Source organism: Marinilactibacillus kalidii, from assembly GCF_017599325.1.
Classification (GTDB): domain Bacteria; phylum Bacillota; class Bacilli; order Lactobacillales; family Carnobacteriaceae_A; genus Marinilactibacillus; species Marinilactibacillus kalidii.
Genome location: NZ_JAGFVM010000044.1, coordinates 62,656 through 77,310 on the forward strand (window position 1 = coordinate 62,656; position 14,655 = coordinate 77,310).

Consider the following 14,655-nt stretch of genomic DNA (forward strand, 5'->3'; position numbering starts at 1 on the left):
CATGAAAAATACGATTTATTCATTTTTTGATTTCAGCCGATCAATGATGTTAGGCGTCATTCATGGTTTTCTTTTGCTTCCTGTCTTATCATTGTTCTTGCGTATCAATGAACTAACCGGCTTTGAATCTCTATTGATCTTTTTTATTATCACGCAATTCACTGTTTCTATTTTCAAAAAATGGTGGTTCTATTTCCTTATTCAAATTGGGCTTATGCTTGCTTTCCTTTATCGCTCTTTCCCTTCTTTGGCGATCGATGTATCTTTGATTGGCTGGATTAGTCGAATCTGGCAGATTTGTCAGCAACAATTGAATACGATTATTTCGGGTAATACTTCAGAAATCCCATTGTTTTTTGCGATTGTAGCACTCTTTAGCTTAATCACTTTACTATCTTTTTCAAGTATTCATCAGCGTTTCCCGTATACTTCTTTACTTGCTGCTTTTGGGTATTTGATGATTCTGCATACTTTTACAGGTTACGCTATTCTCATGCAAACTTTGATGGTAGTGGGTTCCGGTTTCTTACTGTTTGCCCTCTCTCGACTAGACGTTACGCAAGGGAAAGGCCACTTTTTCAAGCTTTCTGCTTTCACGACTATGTTGACTGTTGCAATCATCGGACTATCTTATTGTGGAATCGAGTGGTTCTTTCCCGTTCAGCGTTGGGCAGAAACGAAAACAGTCGGTTATCAAAACACACTTGAACGAAAAGGTTTCTTTGATTGGATCGATACTACTTCACCACAATCGAGATTACGTCAGACGGGTATGGGTACAGATGACACACAGTTGGGCGGGCCTTTGCGTAAAGACTATACTAGGTTATTTCAAGCTTATATCTCCGAGCCTAGCTACTGGAAAGTCCTTCATCGCTGGCAGTACACAGGTGAAGGCTGGTCCGGTTCAAACACTGGTCAATCTGAACAACTTTTCTCTCCTTACGATAGAAACTTTGCGATTTCTTCCTTTCGAAACGATGATGTTTATTATGGTGAGGTTCTTGATACAGCAAGAGTCAACTGGCAGACACCAATCACATATGTCGCACAACCCTATGGTTGGTCTTCTTTAGAAGTAGCGGCTGACGATGATCATTATACATTATCCCATGGTTATTACAGTGACTACTTGGCTATTGCAAGTCCAAAAGATACTGTTGATAGCTATACAATTGATTATTACGCGGATTACCCAGATCGATCTAGCGAAGAAACGTTACGCGAAGATGACGGCTGGCGAGCAGAATATATAAATGGTTTTGGAGATTTCTCTGACGACATACAAATCGAAGACGTTAGACTTATAAATGATTGGATGGTCAGTACCGGATTAGAAGAGCTCCAGCTTCCTACTGAGTTTCCGCAACGCGTTTGGAATCTTGCAATCGAACTAACAGCGGGACTGGATAGCGAATATGAGATGGTTCGCGCAATCGAATCTCACCTCAAAAGCGAGGGCGGTTATCGCTACAGTCTAAGAGACACTGAGCAAACGCCCCCGGGAGAAGATTACGTTGATCATTTTCTGTTTGATTCACGCGTTGGCTATTGCGATAATTTTTCGACCGCAATGGTTACCTTGTTGCGTTCGGTAGGCATTCCTGCTCGTTGGGCAAAAGGTTTTACACCAGGCAACAGTCAAACAGATTCAAATGGTGAAAACTATTACCAAATCACCAATGCAAACGCGCACTCTTGGCCTGAAGTATATTTCCCAAGCGTTGGCTGGGTCCCGTTTGAGCCAAGTCCTTCTTTCGCCAACCCTCTCACTCGAACAGCGGATGATGTATCTCCTGAAGATGAGCGCCTTACTTTTGAAGATGAAGCTGTTACGCCTGAAGAAAGAGAACCTGATACTGAGCCAGAAACGGACACCCAAGAAGAGGAAGAACCAATCGAAGATGTGCCGGAAGAAGAAACAGCAGCTGAACCAGATACAACAGACAACACTTCTTCAAATCTGGATGCCTCTATGTTCTCTTTCATTAAACTAGTTGTTGCTTTTTTAACAGCTATCGGCTTGATTGCCACTATCATTGGTTCCTATTATTTCTCATGGCATTTGAAACTATTGACCTGGCTACTTCAAAAAGCCCTAAAGGCAGATAAATTATCCTTAAATCACGCTGCTATGTGGACTTTGAAACTCTTTGAATTAAAGGAAAAAAGAGAAAACAATCAAACGATCGATGCTTACATGCAGCACGTGCGTTCAACCTTAAACGATGATTCTTTCGTGCTGGCTGACTTTTCTACTCTCGTTGATCGGACACTCTACGGAAATCAAGAGATGCCTTCTCAGATCAGCACTTCAGATAAAGATACACTTTTAGAAACAACGAATCGCTTAAATCAATGGATAAAATATAAGAAATGACCTTAAAAAGCCAATCTTCCCTCGAACAGGAAAGATTGGCTTTTTTTAATGTTTATTCCATTGAAAGTGAATGGTTATTAAAGCCTTTTGTTAATAGCCAAGTAGCGACCACAGCTAGTATAGCCATAATGATATAGGCGCCAAAAGGTATTAACGTCTGTATAGCGAATATACCGCCAGCAGCTACACCTATTATCATGAAGAAAATGATCGTTGCTAAACAACCTTGATTGGCTTCAGACGCATTGTATCGTTTAGAGAAAGGATATTGTTGAATCGTTCTTTTGACTTGTAGCGAGAAGACAATCGTAACCACTAAAAACCCATTGATAATAGCGGGCAGTAAGCTCAAATCAGAAAAAACCAAGACGACAACTGATAAAATTAAATAAATAGGAAACAATAGTTTCATAAGCATCGCTTTGATGATGCCTCTTAAAAAGACACCTGCATGATCTTCTGACTTCATTCCGAAGATCCAATGCGCTTTGTAGTTTTTTGAATATTTCAACGAAACGGCAAGCATGGGAATCACTAGCAATGCGTAATAAGGCATATATCTAAAGAAAACTGAATCGCCAACGCTACCACCTGTTTCTAAGGTCAATCGGTAAGTTGTCCCGATAAGCACGATTGGAAAAATGAAGAGTGCAGCAAGCGACGGATAGAGCCGTGTTTTAAATTCTCTTTCGTTTTTCGTTAACTGCCAAGCAAAATGATAATAACCCAATTCATTTTTATCCCAACATAACAGTTTCCCTGTAACGTTTTCGTACCAAGAACGTTTGTCAGTGTCACCTTCCCCGCTCTCTAGCTTCTGTAGATTAGCTTCTAATTTATCGCTATTAAAGTAATATAAGAAAGCTAAGCCAACAGAGCCGCCAACAAGTAATAGGATATATACCAAGTAAGTCAGTGAAAATCCATTTGTAATGATGCCAAACGGTGCAACAAACCATAGTGGAAAGACAAAAATATGCCACCACTGTAAGTTCAACTGAACCTCCAGCATACTCGGATTAATGAATTGGATTGCCTGATTCATGATTTGATAAGCCATCACAGTGAAAACTGAAATACCAATTTGACTATAAGCAATGATATTCTTTAACTTCTCCCCGTTGAATCGCTTTAGTACGGTTGCATAAGTAAGAATGGTCAGTAACAAACACCAAAGAGATGCTGTAACGGTTAGTATAACAGCGAGAAGACCGGCTAAAATGCCATGAATAACAAAGGTACCGATGACGACTGGACCCGCAATGACAACTGTCAGTGATATCAAGTAGATAAAGACATGCGTGGTCTTTGCTGCACTCAACGTTCTGGAAGAGACCGGCTTCGTTCCAATAAGGATTTGATCTTTTGTCTCCAATAAAATGGTTGAAAAATTGGCAATCAAAGTAGAGAACAACATGATAAATACATAGCTGAAAAAGATTGTGTATTGAAATTGAATATTATCAATCACAAACAAAAACAAAAGGAGTAAACTGATAAAGCCATAAAGCCATAAGGATTGAAAGAAGGCATTCTTGTCTTCATTCTCTTTTTCTTTCTGACTGCCCCACATAGAATTTGTCGGGATAACTTTTTCTTGACGGCTATCCATAATCAATTTCATATCAACGATTCTTTCCATTATAGGATAGTCTACACCAAATCGACGGTATAAAGGCGCAAACTTTCTGATCACTTTGATGAAGAATTGATCACCCTCTTTTTGTTTCTGATCTCCACCAAAAACATTACGCATCATAAGTGATTTCTCCCTTCATTGCAGAAACGAAAGCACTAGCCAACTCTTCATATTCGTTGAAACCTGTCAATTGGTTGAACAGCTGCTCCAAGGTACCGTCTGCCTCTTTTTGCAGTTCATCGAAATGCCCATCAGCGACAACACGCCCTTCGTTCAAAATAATAATACGGTCACTTAATTTTTCAACCGTATCCATAATATGAGACGAATAAAAAACGGTTTTTCCATCATTTTTCAATTCAGAAAGAATTTCTTTGATGATTTGTACACTGTTGGCATCTAGCCCGTTTAAAGGTTCATCCCAAAAAAGAATATCCGGATTATGTAGTAAGCTCGAAATGATCAACACTTTTTGACGCATCCCTTTTGAGAAAGAAGATAATCGATTTTGATAAGCAGCTTCGATTCCCAGAATCTTCATCATGGCAAAGCTTTTTCTACGAATCACTTCTTCTTCCAAACCGTAGAGCCTGCCAACAAATAGCAAGTATTCTTCGGCCGAGAGCGTGTCGTAAAGCTCGGCATTTTCTGGTACATAACCGATTCTGCCTTTGTATGTATCTCCCATACCTGAAAGAGATTCTCCGAATATCATGATCTCGCCAGAATCCTGTTGCAGTAGACCCAAAATCATTTTAACTGTCGTACTTTTCCCCGCACCATTCGGTCCAATATACCCGATGATTTCTCCAGGGTAAACGGCGAAATTGACTCCTTTAAGAACGTTGTTACCTCCAAAAGATTTGGTGACTTCTCTCATTTCTAAAATCTTATCCATTTATGTACTACCTCCATTGATTACGATTGCACTTAGTTTATCATACAAGCTGAGAACAATGTAGGTATGTTCTTGGGAAATTAGTCTTTTCTTTACATAGAAGTGATGATATGTGATACATTCTTTATGTTAGAATGATTATAGAAAAACTTTGGAGGACTTACATATGTATAAACTATCGCTTAAAAAATTTTCTAACTGGTCTATTGTTTGGCGCGTTCTTTTACTTTTGATTGGATTTGGTATATTAGAGGGCATTTTAATTTTCGCTATTCCTTATCCCCCAGCTCTAGGTTTGATGCTAAACTTATTTTTACATTTTCTGATTTATAAAATAATTACAAATCAGCTATCTAAACAAGATGTTTTGATCAGTGGTATTACAGGTACCGGCCGTCCACAAAAGAAACAACTGCTTCCGATCATCGGTCTCACCTTTCTGGTTGCAGTCTGTGGCAATTTGTTTGTTTTCTTTGCATTACGTGTACTTTTATCATTTCCAGATCTCTATAACTTTTTTATCGGTTACTTGAGTCTTGATTCAAGTGAAATGATTGTGGAGAGCCCCTCTTTTCTTTATCTATTCCCACTGACAGTCATTGCTGCACCTATTGTTGAAGAAGTTTTCTTCAGGGGCATCTTGATGAACAAGTGGTCAGAAAAATATGGTATCTGGAAAGGGATCATTTTTAGCTCACTTGTATTTATGATCATTCATTTCACTTCATTGATGATTCCTCAATTACTGTTAGGTTTGCTTTGCGCAGTTGTTTACACCAAAACCAGAAAATTGATTTATCCTATCCTTACACATGCACTGTATAATTTTATTATTATATTACCAACACTCTTCACGAATAATGCGGCAAATGAAGAAGAATTATCCCTTATTACTAGTCCGACATCTGTATTCATTCAACAGATGACCCTTTACGCTATTGGTTTCTTGATTGTTCTGGTCGTAACACTCCTATTGATCGTAAAATACGCTAAACAAATCAAACATCATCCTACACCTTATCTCGCAAATATCCCGCCTGAACTCCTAATGGCAAGACAAAGTCTGGAAGTCGAACAGGAGAATATTGAAGACATTGATTCACCCGAGGACATCTGATTTAACAGTAATTCTCTCAAACAAGCCAGCGATCGTTACTATGGGATCGCTGGCTTGTTTTAATTTAATTGTAAAAAGATGAGAAAATAATGTATTTTCACTCATCTTTATGTATACTGTGTTCTAAGGAGAAACGACTTAACTTAGGGGGAATATTATGACGTCACCTGTTTCATTTGATGATGTTCTTTTAAAATTAAAAGAAGAAGAAGCCTTTCACATGGATACACTCTTTGAATTGATTCGCCAACGCAGTATCAGTGCACAGAATATTGGGGTAGAAGCTTGCGCTGACTTACTACAATCCATGATGGAAGATGCTGGAATCGATACACAACAATTAGCTACAGAAGGCTTTCCTGTGGTGTATGGAGAAGTTATTCATCCAGATAATGACCTGACTATCCTCTTTTATGGTCACTACGATGTCCAACCGCCTGAGCCCCTTGAATTGTGGGATACCGATCCTTTTGAGCCGACCATTCGTAACGGTAAAATTTATGGTAGAGGTACTGGTGACAATAAAGGACAATTGATTGCCCACGTACTGGCTGTAAAAGCTTTGCTTGACCTTCATGGCCGTCTACCAGTCAATGTGAAATTTTTGTTTGAAGGAGAAGAGGAAAAGGGCAGTATCCATCTAGCCCCTTTTGCCCAAGCGCACCAAGAACTGTTAAAAGCAGATATCGCTTATACAGCAGATGGACCAATGGAAGGGAAAGATCAGCCTTCTGTCACACTGGGTAACCGCGGACTTCTCTATATTGAGCTAAACGCTCAAGGTGCAGTCAGAGACAATCATTCTGGAAATAAGGGAAACATTGCACCAAATCCTGCGATGGCACTTATTAATTTGATTCGTACAATGGTTGATGAGTCAGGTAACGTACTCATTGAGGGTTTTTACGATGATATTTTGGTTCCTACTGATGAAGAAATCGAACATATTCGGTCTCTGCCATTTGACCCAGTAGCGACAGCAGCGGTTATCGGCGTTGATGCAATCGACCTATCGGCTGAAGCTTACTATCGGAAACTTAGTTTATCACCAACATTCAACATTGCCGGATTTGGCAGTGGCTATACGGGTGAAGGAACAAAAACGATTATTCCAAGCCAAGCAACGGTCAAAATCGATATGCGTTTAGCCGCTGATCAACATCCTGAGAAAATTTTTCAAGCAATCTTAGAACATGTAGAACGATTCGAATCAGATTGTACGATTGCAGTAGACTATCTCGGTGGCGTTAAGCCTTCTAGAACACCCTTGCATTTAGATATCGTTCAAAAAGTGATTGAATCCGTTCAGCTCTCACATAATAAAATGCCTGTGGTCTTACCCGCTTTAGGTGGCACAGGTCCTATGTATATTTTCACAGATATTTTAGGTATACCTTCATTAACCATTCCCTATGCAAATGTGGATGAAGATAATCACGCACCTAATGAGAACATGGGCGTATCAGAATATTTAGCCGGTATTAAAACAACTTGTGCGGCTATCTTGCATCTTGGTGAACAAATCTAACCTACATCAAAAAACACAGCTGAGAAAGCGCGCTTACGAGCACCAAATATCTCGGCTGTGTTTGTTATGCTTTTTTATCCCTCTTCATCAGCGTATTCTTTAAAGAATTGTTCTAGATAAATCTCCATAAACTGGTGGCGTTCTTCTGCCATCTGAATCGCTGTTTCTGTATTCATGAGATCCTTTAATTTCAGTAATTTCTCGTAAAAATGGTGAATCGCACTACTTTTCTCTTCACGGTATTCTTTTTTAGTCATTTCTTCTCGAACCGTATACTGAGGATCGAATATCGGGCTACCGACGCTACCGGCATACGTAAAGGTTCTTGCTATACCGATTGCACCAATGGCATCTAGACGATCAGCATCCTGAACGACTTTCGCTTCTAGTGAGCCATACAAATGATTATTTCCACCTTTGAATGACATCGTTTGAATAATCGTTAAAACGTGCTCGATCACATTCGACGGTACACCTTCTCCTTCTAACCAATAATTGATTTCTGAGACACCTTCAGCTTCGCTCGCAACGATTTTATCATCTGCTAGGTCATGTAACAGCGCAGCCAACTGAACAACAAATAAATCTGCTTTTTCAGCCTTCCCGATTTTAACTGCATTACGCCAGACTCTCTCAATATGGAACCAATCATGTCCAGAGCCTTCTCCCGATAATTTTGAACGGACCATTTCAGCCGTACTCAATACAATTTCTTCATTCATGTTATTCCCTCTTCCCACTCCAGTATTTTTCTCAGTCTATCTTATTTTATGCTAAACTGTGTTAAAACGAAATACTTTCCCTTTTTCATTAGAAGAATTGGATAAAGTAGAAAGGATATAACTATGAAAGTGTTCATTGATGCAGATGCTTGTCCAGTAAAAGATGTCGTCATTGAAGAGACGACACAAACGCAATTACCTGTTGTTCTCGTTTCAAGTATTGCCCATTTCTCTCTTCAAGAACATCCTGAACACGTAGAAACCGTCTATGTCGAAAAGGGTGCTGACTCCGCTGATTTCAAGATCGTTCAACTTGCTAAACCTTCTGATATCATCATCACGCAAGATTATGGTTTAGCTTCTTTACTCTTACCGAAAGGTTGCATTGTCTTACACCATAAAGGATTTCAGTACACCACTGAAAATATTGACCAATTACTACAGACCAGACACTTGAGTGCGATGGCTAGAAAAAGTGGTCAGCGAACAAAAGGACCCAAAGCATTTAACGCTGAAGATCGCGAAAAATTTCGTCAGCTTTTCCGTAGCGTTCTTGATGTGCAATAAAAAAAGATCGACAAGTTGATTTGTCGATCTTTTTTTATTGGTTAAACTTCTTCCCAAGCTAGCATACCATCGTTAATATTGATTGCTTCTATTCCATGTTCTTCTAATAAAGTGCCCGTTCTAGCAGATCTCTTACCCTAACGACAAATCACATGCACTGGCTGTCCTTGATCAAATTGATTCAGTTGGCATTCTAATGTCGATAGTGGAAAATTTTGCGCCCCAGCGATACGTCCTTCTTCAAATTCTGCTGCTTTCTTACATCACATCAATCAGTGTTACTTGATCTAACTTTTCTTTAAACTGACCAACGCTTACTTCTTTTTTCGACATGTTTTATGCTCCTACACTATTTATTACGTGTTTGCTATACTTATAATAGCGCAAAGAAAGGAGAAAATAAAAATGAAGAATAGGACTATAAGACCCGCTCTAAGCAAAGAAATCAATGAAATCGAAACAAGGCTCGATGCATTCAATCTTAAGGCAAAACCATTACTGCAAGAAAAAGCATTCATCCCATTCAATTTCACCTTGATAATAGACGATCAACTTGTCGGTGGTGTTTCAAGTTATGCATCGCTTTATAAAATTGGATACATAGATACCCTCTGGGTAGACGAAGCCTTTCGAGGTCAGGGGTTTGGGAAAGACCTACTTTTAAAAGTAGAAGATGCACTAACGAATTACGGGTGCCAAGTTGTACACCTGGAAACATTTGATTTTCAGGGACCTACTTTTTATGAAAAATGTGGCTATAGCCTATTTGGCCAGCTAGATTATCCTCACGCAGATCTGACAGAATATTTTTACGCTAAAACCTTTATTTGATTCTAATCCTTCTTCATCAAATCATCAAAGTCATGTGATAAGATAGTTTGTACAAGAAGGAATAAGAAGGAGTAGAATGAATGAATAAAAGAATAGCTGCAACTGTATTAGGTGGTTTAGGCGCAACAATTGGTGCCTTAGCGGTAACCGGAAATTATTTTTATAAAACGGCGGTCGCCAATACAAAAAAACCGTTTATAGAAGAGTTTGACCATGTGGCGATACACCCAGATGATCCTTGGGCAGACGAAAAAATATGGTATAACGAAGCCGAACGCGAAGTGACCACAATTCTTTCAGATGATGGATTGAGTATTTCAGGAATCTATATTCCTGCTGCTAAGCCATCTAAAAAAGTGGCTTTGATTGCTCATGGCTATAGTGGTAGTTCAAAAGATATGGCTCCTTTTGCTAAACTTTTCCATGATTTAGATTTCAATATTCTCGTCTCTGACGCTAGAGGTCATGGTGATAGCGAAGGAAACTATATAGGCTTCGGCTGGCATGAACGCAACGACTACTTAAGATGGATCGATCAGATGATCGAACGTCACGGTGAAGAAGCGGAAATCGTCTTATTTGGTATCAGTATGGGTGGAGCCACTGTTTTAAACGTTAGTGGCGAACAGCTTCCGCCTCAAGTAAAAGCAATCGTGGAAGATTGTGGGTTCAGCTCAGTAGAAGAAGAAATCACGCATCAATTAAAAGATATGTACAAATTACCAAAATTCCCACTTGTTCAAGTAACTAGTTTAGTGACAAAAATTCGTGCAGGGTATTGGTTTGAAGAGGCAAGTTCACTTGAGCAAGTGAAAAAAAATCAAACACCAACGCTATTTATTCACGGAGACGCCGATCACTTCGTACCGACTTGGATGGTTCATGAGCTATACGAAGCAAATGCTTCAGCTAAGGAATTATACGTAGTACCAGGCGCTGAACATGCCTATGCTTATGTAACAGACAAAGAAACTTATCGTCATAGAGTATCTGGATTCCTCAGTCATTACGTCACACTAGATCAGACCTTATAGTTATCGACTAAAAAACGATACTTACCGTGTATGCTCTTTAACATAGAGAATACGCAGTGTAAGTATCGTTTTTTTTGCTCATTAGACTACTGATCCGGCCATTTATGATGGTCAATCTTTATGGCCCCCATCAATTGCTTTCTACGTTTTTCCTGATCTGCAAAAAGCTTTTCAAAGTCCTCCGCAGAAATCAGGGGTACATTTTTTTCAATTAAAGAATCTGTATTTGGAATAGGCGGTGGTGTATCAGAAGGACTGACAAAAGCTTCTGTGAGACTTTCCAGATACGTTGTAATACTCGATTTCGTACTTTGAATCAATAAAAAATTCGTTTTGTTTTCTTCTGCTAGTCCGCTTTTTAAAATAGTCAGTGTTTCATCCAGTATCGCTATCGCTACAGAAGCTGACTCCTTGGGCTTACTACTGTGATAGAAATGCAGTAGCGGATAGGCATGATGCTGTTGCGTAAGGTGACTGATTTTAGAAGAAATGTCCACCAATACTAAATCAATATTATGAAAGTCTTCCCCATTCCAAATATTGTCGATTACTTCTGTACTTTTGTTGCCCAAACTCGTGATGCTCATTGCAAGCGAACGCTTTTGCACAACGGCATCTACCACTGAAATAATATAAGAAGCACATAACGTTAAAAATAAAATACCAACACCTGAATTTAACGTCGTCATGATCTGCCAAAAACCTGCTTTCGGTGAATAATCTCCAACACCAAGCGTAAACAAGGTGAAGCCGGTGAAATAAATTCGTTCATACCAAACGATTGGACTATCTGGACTAGAAGCATTTGAAATAGAAGTAGGATCACCTGAAAAAAAGAGCGAAAACCCTGCCCAAATCATAAAAGACCATAAAAATAGTGTGCTCACTAATGTGACTGGACCAATAAAATCATAGAATTTATTATTATATTTCCCTATTCGATTGAAACCTCGCCAAATCAATTCTGCCAGTCGTTTCGAGAGTGGTCCTGCACCGCCATCAACCCAGAGTGTTGTCCAGACCAAATCTATAATAGTCAAACCAATAACGCCAAACCCTAGTATATAAAAAATCCAATTCATCCTGATATTCACCTATCCTATACGATTTATTCTATTTATATCATAATAGGATTAGAAGGATTCTCCAAATCAGACGAATCTAAATCAACCATATCTTCCGTAAAAACCTTAACCTTATTTCTTCCAGTTTCTTTGGCTTGATAGAGTGCCTTATCTGCCTTATTCAATAAATCAGAGATTGTATCTGTCCCTTGTTTCAAGGACCCCGCTATACCAATACTCAATGTGACCGTAATTTCACCTTCTGATGTGATCAAGGGTGTCTTTTCAACTGCCAAACGGATACGATTAGCTAATAGTTCTGCTTCTAATTGATGGCAATTTTTGATTGAGAAGACAAATTCTTCTCCCCCATATCTTGCAAACAGTTCTCCCTTTAAAAGATTATTTTGGCAAATCGTCACAACATGTGCCAACAAGCGATCTCCAATGAGATGACCATAAACATCGTTCACTTTTTTAAAATAATCCACGTCCATAATCATCACAGCAAAAGGTGTCTCCTCCATATGAGATTGCGTATAGTCTACTTCACATTGTTGTAAGAAAGCTCGTCGATTATAAATATGCGTCAATTCATCATAATAGGCTTGTCGTTCTAACAAATGCTGTAATTTTTTCACTTCTGTAATATCAGTGAATATTAACAAATATCCTTCCATATTTCTCATTGGATCCAAGGTAGACAGTCTCACTTGGTAGATTCGATCATTATCCACGCTAACATTGATTTCTAAAAGACCAATTTCCATGTCAAATGTAGCATTGAACAAATCTTGCCACACATCGCTAATTGCTAGCCCAAACATGGCGTGATTCAACTGTGGAAAATGCAATTTACTTGCTTGATTGATTTCAACTAGTCTAAAAGAGCCATCCAGAACCATTACAGCATCATCGATACTATTGAAGATAACATCTTTTGCAACCGGCATAATACTAAATAATTTTGAAGTACTGATCGCCCAAAAATAAAGCAAAGTGGATATCCATAAAACCATTGGTACTGGGTCCAGACCTTCAGGTGTGATACCTAATAAATAGACAAAAGCGGTGACGATCGGTAAGAACTGACCAAATATGAGTGCTGTAATTTGAAAACGATACTGGATAGAAACTTCTTTGTACCTAGATGCCAGCAAAAGTAGACCTGCCAACATGCACCCAAATGTCAGACCACCTTGTAGTAAATACCAAAACCCAATTTCTTGATAAAAAAATGGTGCGCCCAACGTAGGGTGTAAAGTGAACACTCTATAGTAAAGGTGATGATAGTCGTTCGTAAATACGAGTATTGTCGTTATCACTGGAATCGTCAGTAAGCTTGCTATTTGGTATTTTTGTACTTTGATACCCAGATACTTCATGATAAATAATAAACCAAGTGGCGAAGTAAAGGGTAGACCAATATACATGATCGCCGTCCAGAATTTTAATTGTTGTAAATTAGCTGATAACATACCAAAAGCGGATCCCAAGCAGTAAATGACGATCACTGCTACATAAACTAAAAAGTAGAAAGAAATCCTCTTGTAAAGACGCCTCCTGTTAAAAACGTACAGGAATAAGTAGAAATTTAATACACCTGACATTGTAATGATCGAGATGTAAGCTAGCATTTGTTCGCGCATATAGTCCCCTCAAATAATGTCCTTTTCATTTTACTATATCACAACTCCCTCCATTTCAAGCTAAACGGATTAAGAACAATTTATGACATATTTATGTAAGAATAATTGAATAAAATAAAAATGTAGGGAACAATTGAACATCAACTATTCCCTACATCATCGAATTTTAAAAAATGACGCTATCAAATCGTGCATTTTTTATTATAGCTAGTCTTGATTTATTTAGTCCATTCCTGGTATATCATCAATTGAATCAATATCCATATAACTTGGAACGGCTAATCCACTACGTGCACCTTCAAGGTTTTCTCCGAGATCTTCTAGATCATCGCCATATTCATCCATAAATGCCCCGTGAGATCCTGGGAGCCATGGTGCGAGGCTGACGTCACCTTCTCCAGATGCAATTGCACTGAACATGATTGCTGGATCTACACTTGTAATAGTAGTGTTAAATCCTTGTTGATCTAAAATAACTTTCATGACATTTGAAGAAGCGCGTTCCGTATCCCATGGCGTAGAAACAAGTTCTATCTGTTCACCGTTTCCTTGTTCCACACCGGTTGTCCATTCAGAAACTCTTTCTTGGTTATCTTCTACCCAGCTTTCCGCTACTTCTTCAAAAGGTTGCTCTCTTGCTTCTAACATAACGTCTTGCATATCTTCCACTGTCCAATTAAATTGGTCAACGATTTGATAAGCAGCCGGATGGTCTTCTTGGAAACCTGTTCTTGCTATCGTATGAATACTTTCGGTTTCTCCAAAAGTCAGTTCTGGATCATCTAGAAACTTGATATCATATTCTTCAAACTTCCAATGTGGCGCCCAAGCAGTAACAATAATTGGTTCTTCGTTTTGAATCGCCTGATCTAATTCTGTTATCATCCCAGCAGCTGAACTTTCTTGTAGTGTCCAACCTTCTAGGTTATCGTACGTCTCTATAGTATCGTGCGCCATTTGTGTTAAACCAGCACCAGGCTCTGTTCCAGTAATTGTGTAGTCTAGTTGCTCGCCTAAATGGTTTTCTCCTGTATCCTCTGCACCTTCACTAGTACTGCAAGCTGAAAGTAGCAAAGCCCCCGATACGATTGACAATGTTCCTATAGATTTCTGATAATTCATTCTTTTCCTCCTCCAAATTCGAGTTGTTTTATGATCGCTTCACTTGTTTATCCATGTTGAACAAAATATTCCGCACGATTAAAGTAAAGCAAACTAAAACAAGC

General features: G+C 38.9%; 12 protein-coding genes. 6 read left to right on the plus strand and 6 right to left on the minus strand.

The genetic code is table 11. The features are described from left to right. Position 1 precedes the first annotated feature (1 nt). The gene (locus J5J05_RS11055; RefSeq protein ID WP_208560722.1) at positions 2-2,380 is read left to right on the plus strand and encodes a transglutaminase domain-containing protein; all 2,379 of its coding nucleotides are present in this window, start codon (positions 2-4) and stop codon (positions 2,378-2,380) included. A 52-nt stretch (positions 2,381-2,432) separates the two neighbouring features. Here J5J05_RS11055 and J5J05_RS11060 read toward each other — a convergent pair whose 3' ends face one another. Together J5J05_RS11060 and J5J05_RS11065 are read right to left on the minus strand one after the other, a co-directional pair. After that, positions 2,433-4,139, minus strand: a complete 1,707-nt coding sequence (locus J5J05_RS11060; RefSeq protein WP_208560723.1) for a hypothetical protein — start codon at positions 4,137-4,139, stop codon at positions 2,433-2,435. Beyond that, on the minus strand, positions 4,129-4,917 hold the full coding sequence (locus J5J05_RS11065) for an ABC transporter ATP-binding protein (RefSeq protein WP_208560724.1): 789 nt from the start codon (positions 4,915-4,917) through the stop codon (positions 4,129-4,131). The genes J5J05_RS11060 and J5J05_RS11065 overlap by 11 nt, the downstream gene beginning before the upstream one ends. 166 nt (positions 4,918-5,083) lie before the next feature. Here J5J05_RS11065 and J5J05_RS11070 point away from each other — a divergent pair, with 166 nt between their 5' ends. Both J5J05_RS11070 and J5J05_RS11075 read left to right on the plus strand, forming a co-directional pair. Then, positions 5,084-6,034 carry a CPBP family intramembrane glutamic endopeptidase gene (locus J5J05_RS11070; RefSeq protein WP_208560725.1) on the plus strand — a complete coding sequence of 317 codons (951 nt, stop codon included), beginning with the start codon at positions 5,084-5,086 and terminating at the stop codon, positions 6,032-6,034. 157 nt (positions 6,035-6,191) lie between these two features. After that, positions 6,192-7,562, plus strand: coding sequence for a M20/M25/M40 family metallo-hydrolase (locus tag J5J05_RS11075; protein WP_208560726.1), 1,371 nt, complete (start codon positions 6,192-6,194; stop codon positions 7,560-7,562). Positions 7,563-7,636: 74 nt separating this feature from the next. Here the strand turns inward: J5J05_RS11075 and J5J05_RS11080 are convergent, their stop codons facing one another. Next, positions 7,637-8,284, minus strand: coding sequence for an HD domain-containing protein (locus tag J5J05_RS11080; RefSeq protein WP_208560727.1), 648 nt, complete (start codon positions 8,282-8,284; stop codon positions 7,637-7,639). A gap of 123 nt (positions 8,285-8,407) precedes the next feature. On the opposite strand from J5J05_RS11080, the gene J5J05_RS11085 reads away from it, so the two are divergent. The 3 genes from J5J05_RS11085 to J5J05_RS11095 all read left to right on the plus strand — a co-directional run bounded on the left by J5J05_RS11085 (position 8,408) and on the right by J5J05_RS11095 (position 10,716). After that, positions 8,408-8,851, plus strand: coding sequence for a YaiI/YqxD family protein (locus J5J05_RS11085; RefSeq protein WP_208560728.1), 444 nt, complete (start codon positions 8,408-8,410; stop codon positions 8,849-8,851). Positions 8,852-9,256: 405 nt separating this feature from the next. After that, positions 9,257-9,682 carry a GNAT family N-acetyltransferase gene (locus tag J5J05_RS11090; RefSeq protein ID WP_208560729.1) on the plus strand — a complete coding sequence of 142 codons (426 nt, stop codon included), beginning with the start codon at positions 9,257-9,259 and terminating at the stop codon, positions 9,680-9,682. 80 nt (positions 9,683-9,762) lie between these two features. Further along, on the plus strand, positions 9,763-10,716 hold the full coding sequence (locus J5J05_RS11095) for an alpha/beta hydrolase (protein ID WP_208560730.1): 954 nt from the start codon (positions 9,763-9,765) through the stop codon (positions 10,714-10,716). Between the two features lie 86 nt (positions 10,717-10,802). On the opposite strand, the gene J5J05_RS11100 is transcribed toward J5J05_RS11095, so the two are convergent. From J5J05_RS11100 to J5J05_RS11110, 3 genes are all read right to left on the minus strand, one after another. After that, positions 10,803-11,798: a two pore domain potassium channel family protein gene (locus J5J05_RS11100; protein WP_208560731.1), complete on the minus strand. Its 996-nt coding sequence runs from the start codon at positions 11,796-11,798 to the stop codon at positions 10,803-10,805. A 35-nt stretch (positions 11,799-11,833) separates the two neighbouring features. Further along, positions 11,834-13,429: a histidine kinase N-terminal 7TM domain-containing diguanylate cyclase gene (locus tag J5J05_RS11105; protein ID WP_208560732.1), complete on the minus strand. Its 1,596-nt coding sequence runs from the start codon at positions 13,427-13,429 to the stop codon at positions 11,834-11,836. A 222-nt stretch (positions 13,430-13,651) separates the two neighbouring features. Then, on the minus strand, positions 13,652-14,551 hold the full coding sequence (locus J5J05_RS11110) for a glycine betaine ABC transporter substrate-binding protein (protein WP_208560733.1): 900 nt from the start codon (positions 14,549-14,551) through the stop codon (positions 13,652-13,654). Positions 14,552-14,655 lie beyond the last annotated feature (104 nt).

Excerpts from the sequence above, each read along its gene's own strand:
- J5J05_RS11055 (WP_208560722.1), top strand. The coding sequence starts at position 2 with ATGAAAAATACGATTTATTCATTTTTTGATTTCAGCCGATCAATGATG.
- J5J05_RS11060 (WP_208560723.1), bottom strand. The coding sequence starts at position 4,139 with ATGATGCGTAATGTTTTTGGTGGAGATCAGAAACAAAAAGAGGGTGAT.
- J5J05_RS11065 (WP_208560724.1), bottom strand. The coding sequence starts at position 4,917 with ATGGATAAGATTTTAGAAATGAGAGAAGTCACCAAATCTTTTGGAGGT.
- J5J05_RS11070 (WP_208560725.1), top strand. The coding sequence starts at position 5,084 with ATGTATAAACTATCGCTTAAAAAATTTTCTAACTGGTCTATTGTTTGG.
- J5J05_RS11075 (WP_208560726.1), top strand. The coding sequence starts at position 6,192 with ATGACGTCACCTGTTTCATTTGATGATGTTCTTTTAAAATTAAAAGAA.
- J5J05_RS11080 (WP_208560727.1), bottom strand. The coding sequence starts at position 8,284 with ATGAATGAAGAAATTGTATTGAGTACGGCTGAAATGGTCCGTTCAAAA.
- J5J05_RS11085 (WP_208560728.1), top strand. The coding sequence starts at position 8,408 with ATGAAAGTGTTCATTGATGCAGATGCTTGTCCAGTAAAAGATGTCGTC.
- J5J05_RS11090 (WP_208560729.1), top strand. The coding sequence starts at position 9,257 with ATGAAGAATAGGACTATAAGACCCGCTCTAAGCAAAGAAATCAATGAA.
- J5J05_RS11095 (WP_208560730.1), top strand. The coding sequence starts at position 9,763 with ATGAATAAAAGAATAGCTGCAACTGTATTAGGTGGTTTAGGCGCAACA.
- J5J05_RS11100 (WP_208560731.1), bottom strand. The coding sequence starts at position 11,798 with ATGAATTGGATTTTTTATATACTAGGGTTTGGCGTTATTGGTTTGACT.
- J5J05_RS11105 (WP_208560732.1), bottom strand. The coding sequence starts at position 13,429 with ATGCGCGAACAAATGCTAGCTTACATCTCGATCATTACAATGTCAGGT.
- J5J05_RS11110 (WP_208560733.1), bottom strand. The coding sequence starts at position 14,551 with ATGAATTATCAGAAATCTATAGGAACATTGTCAATCGTATCGGGGGCT.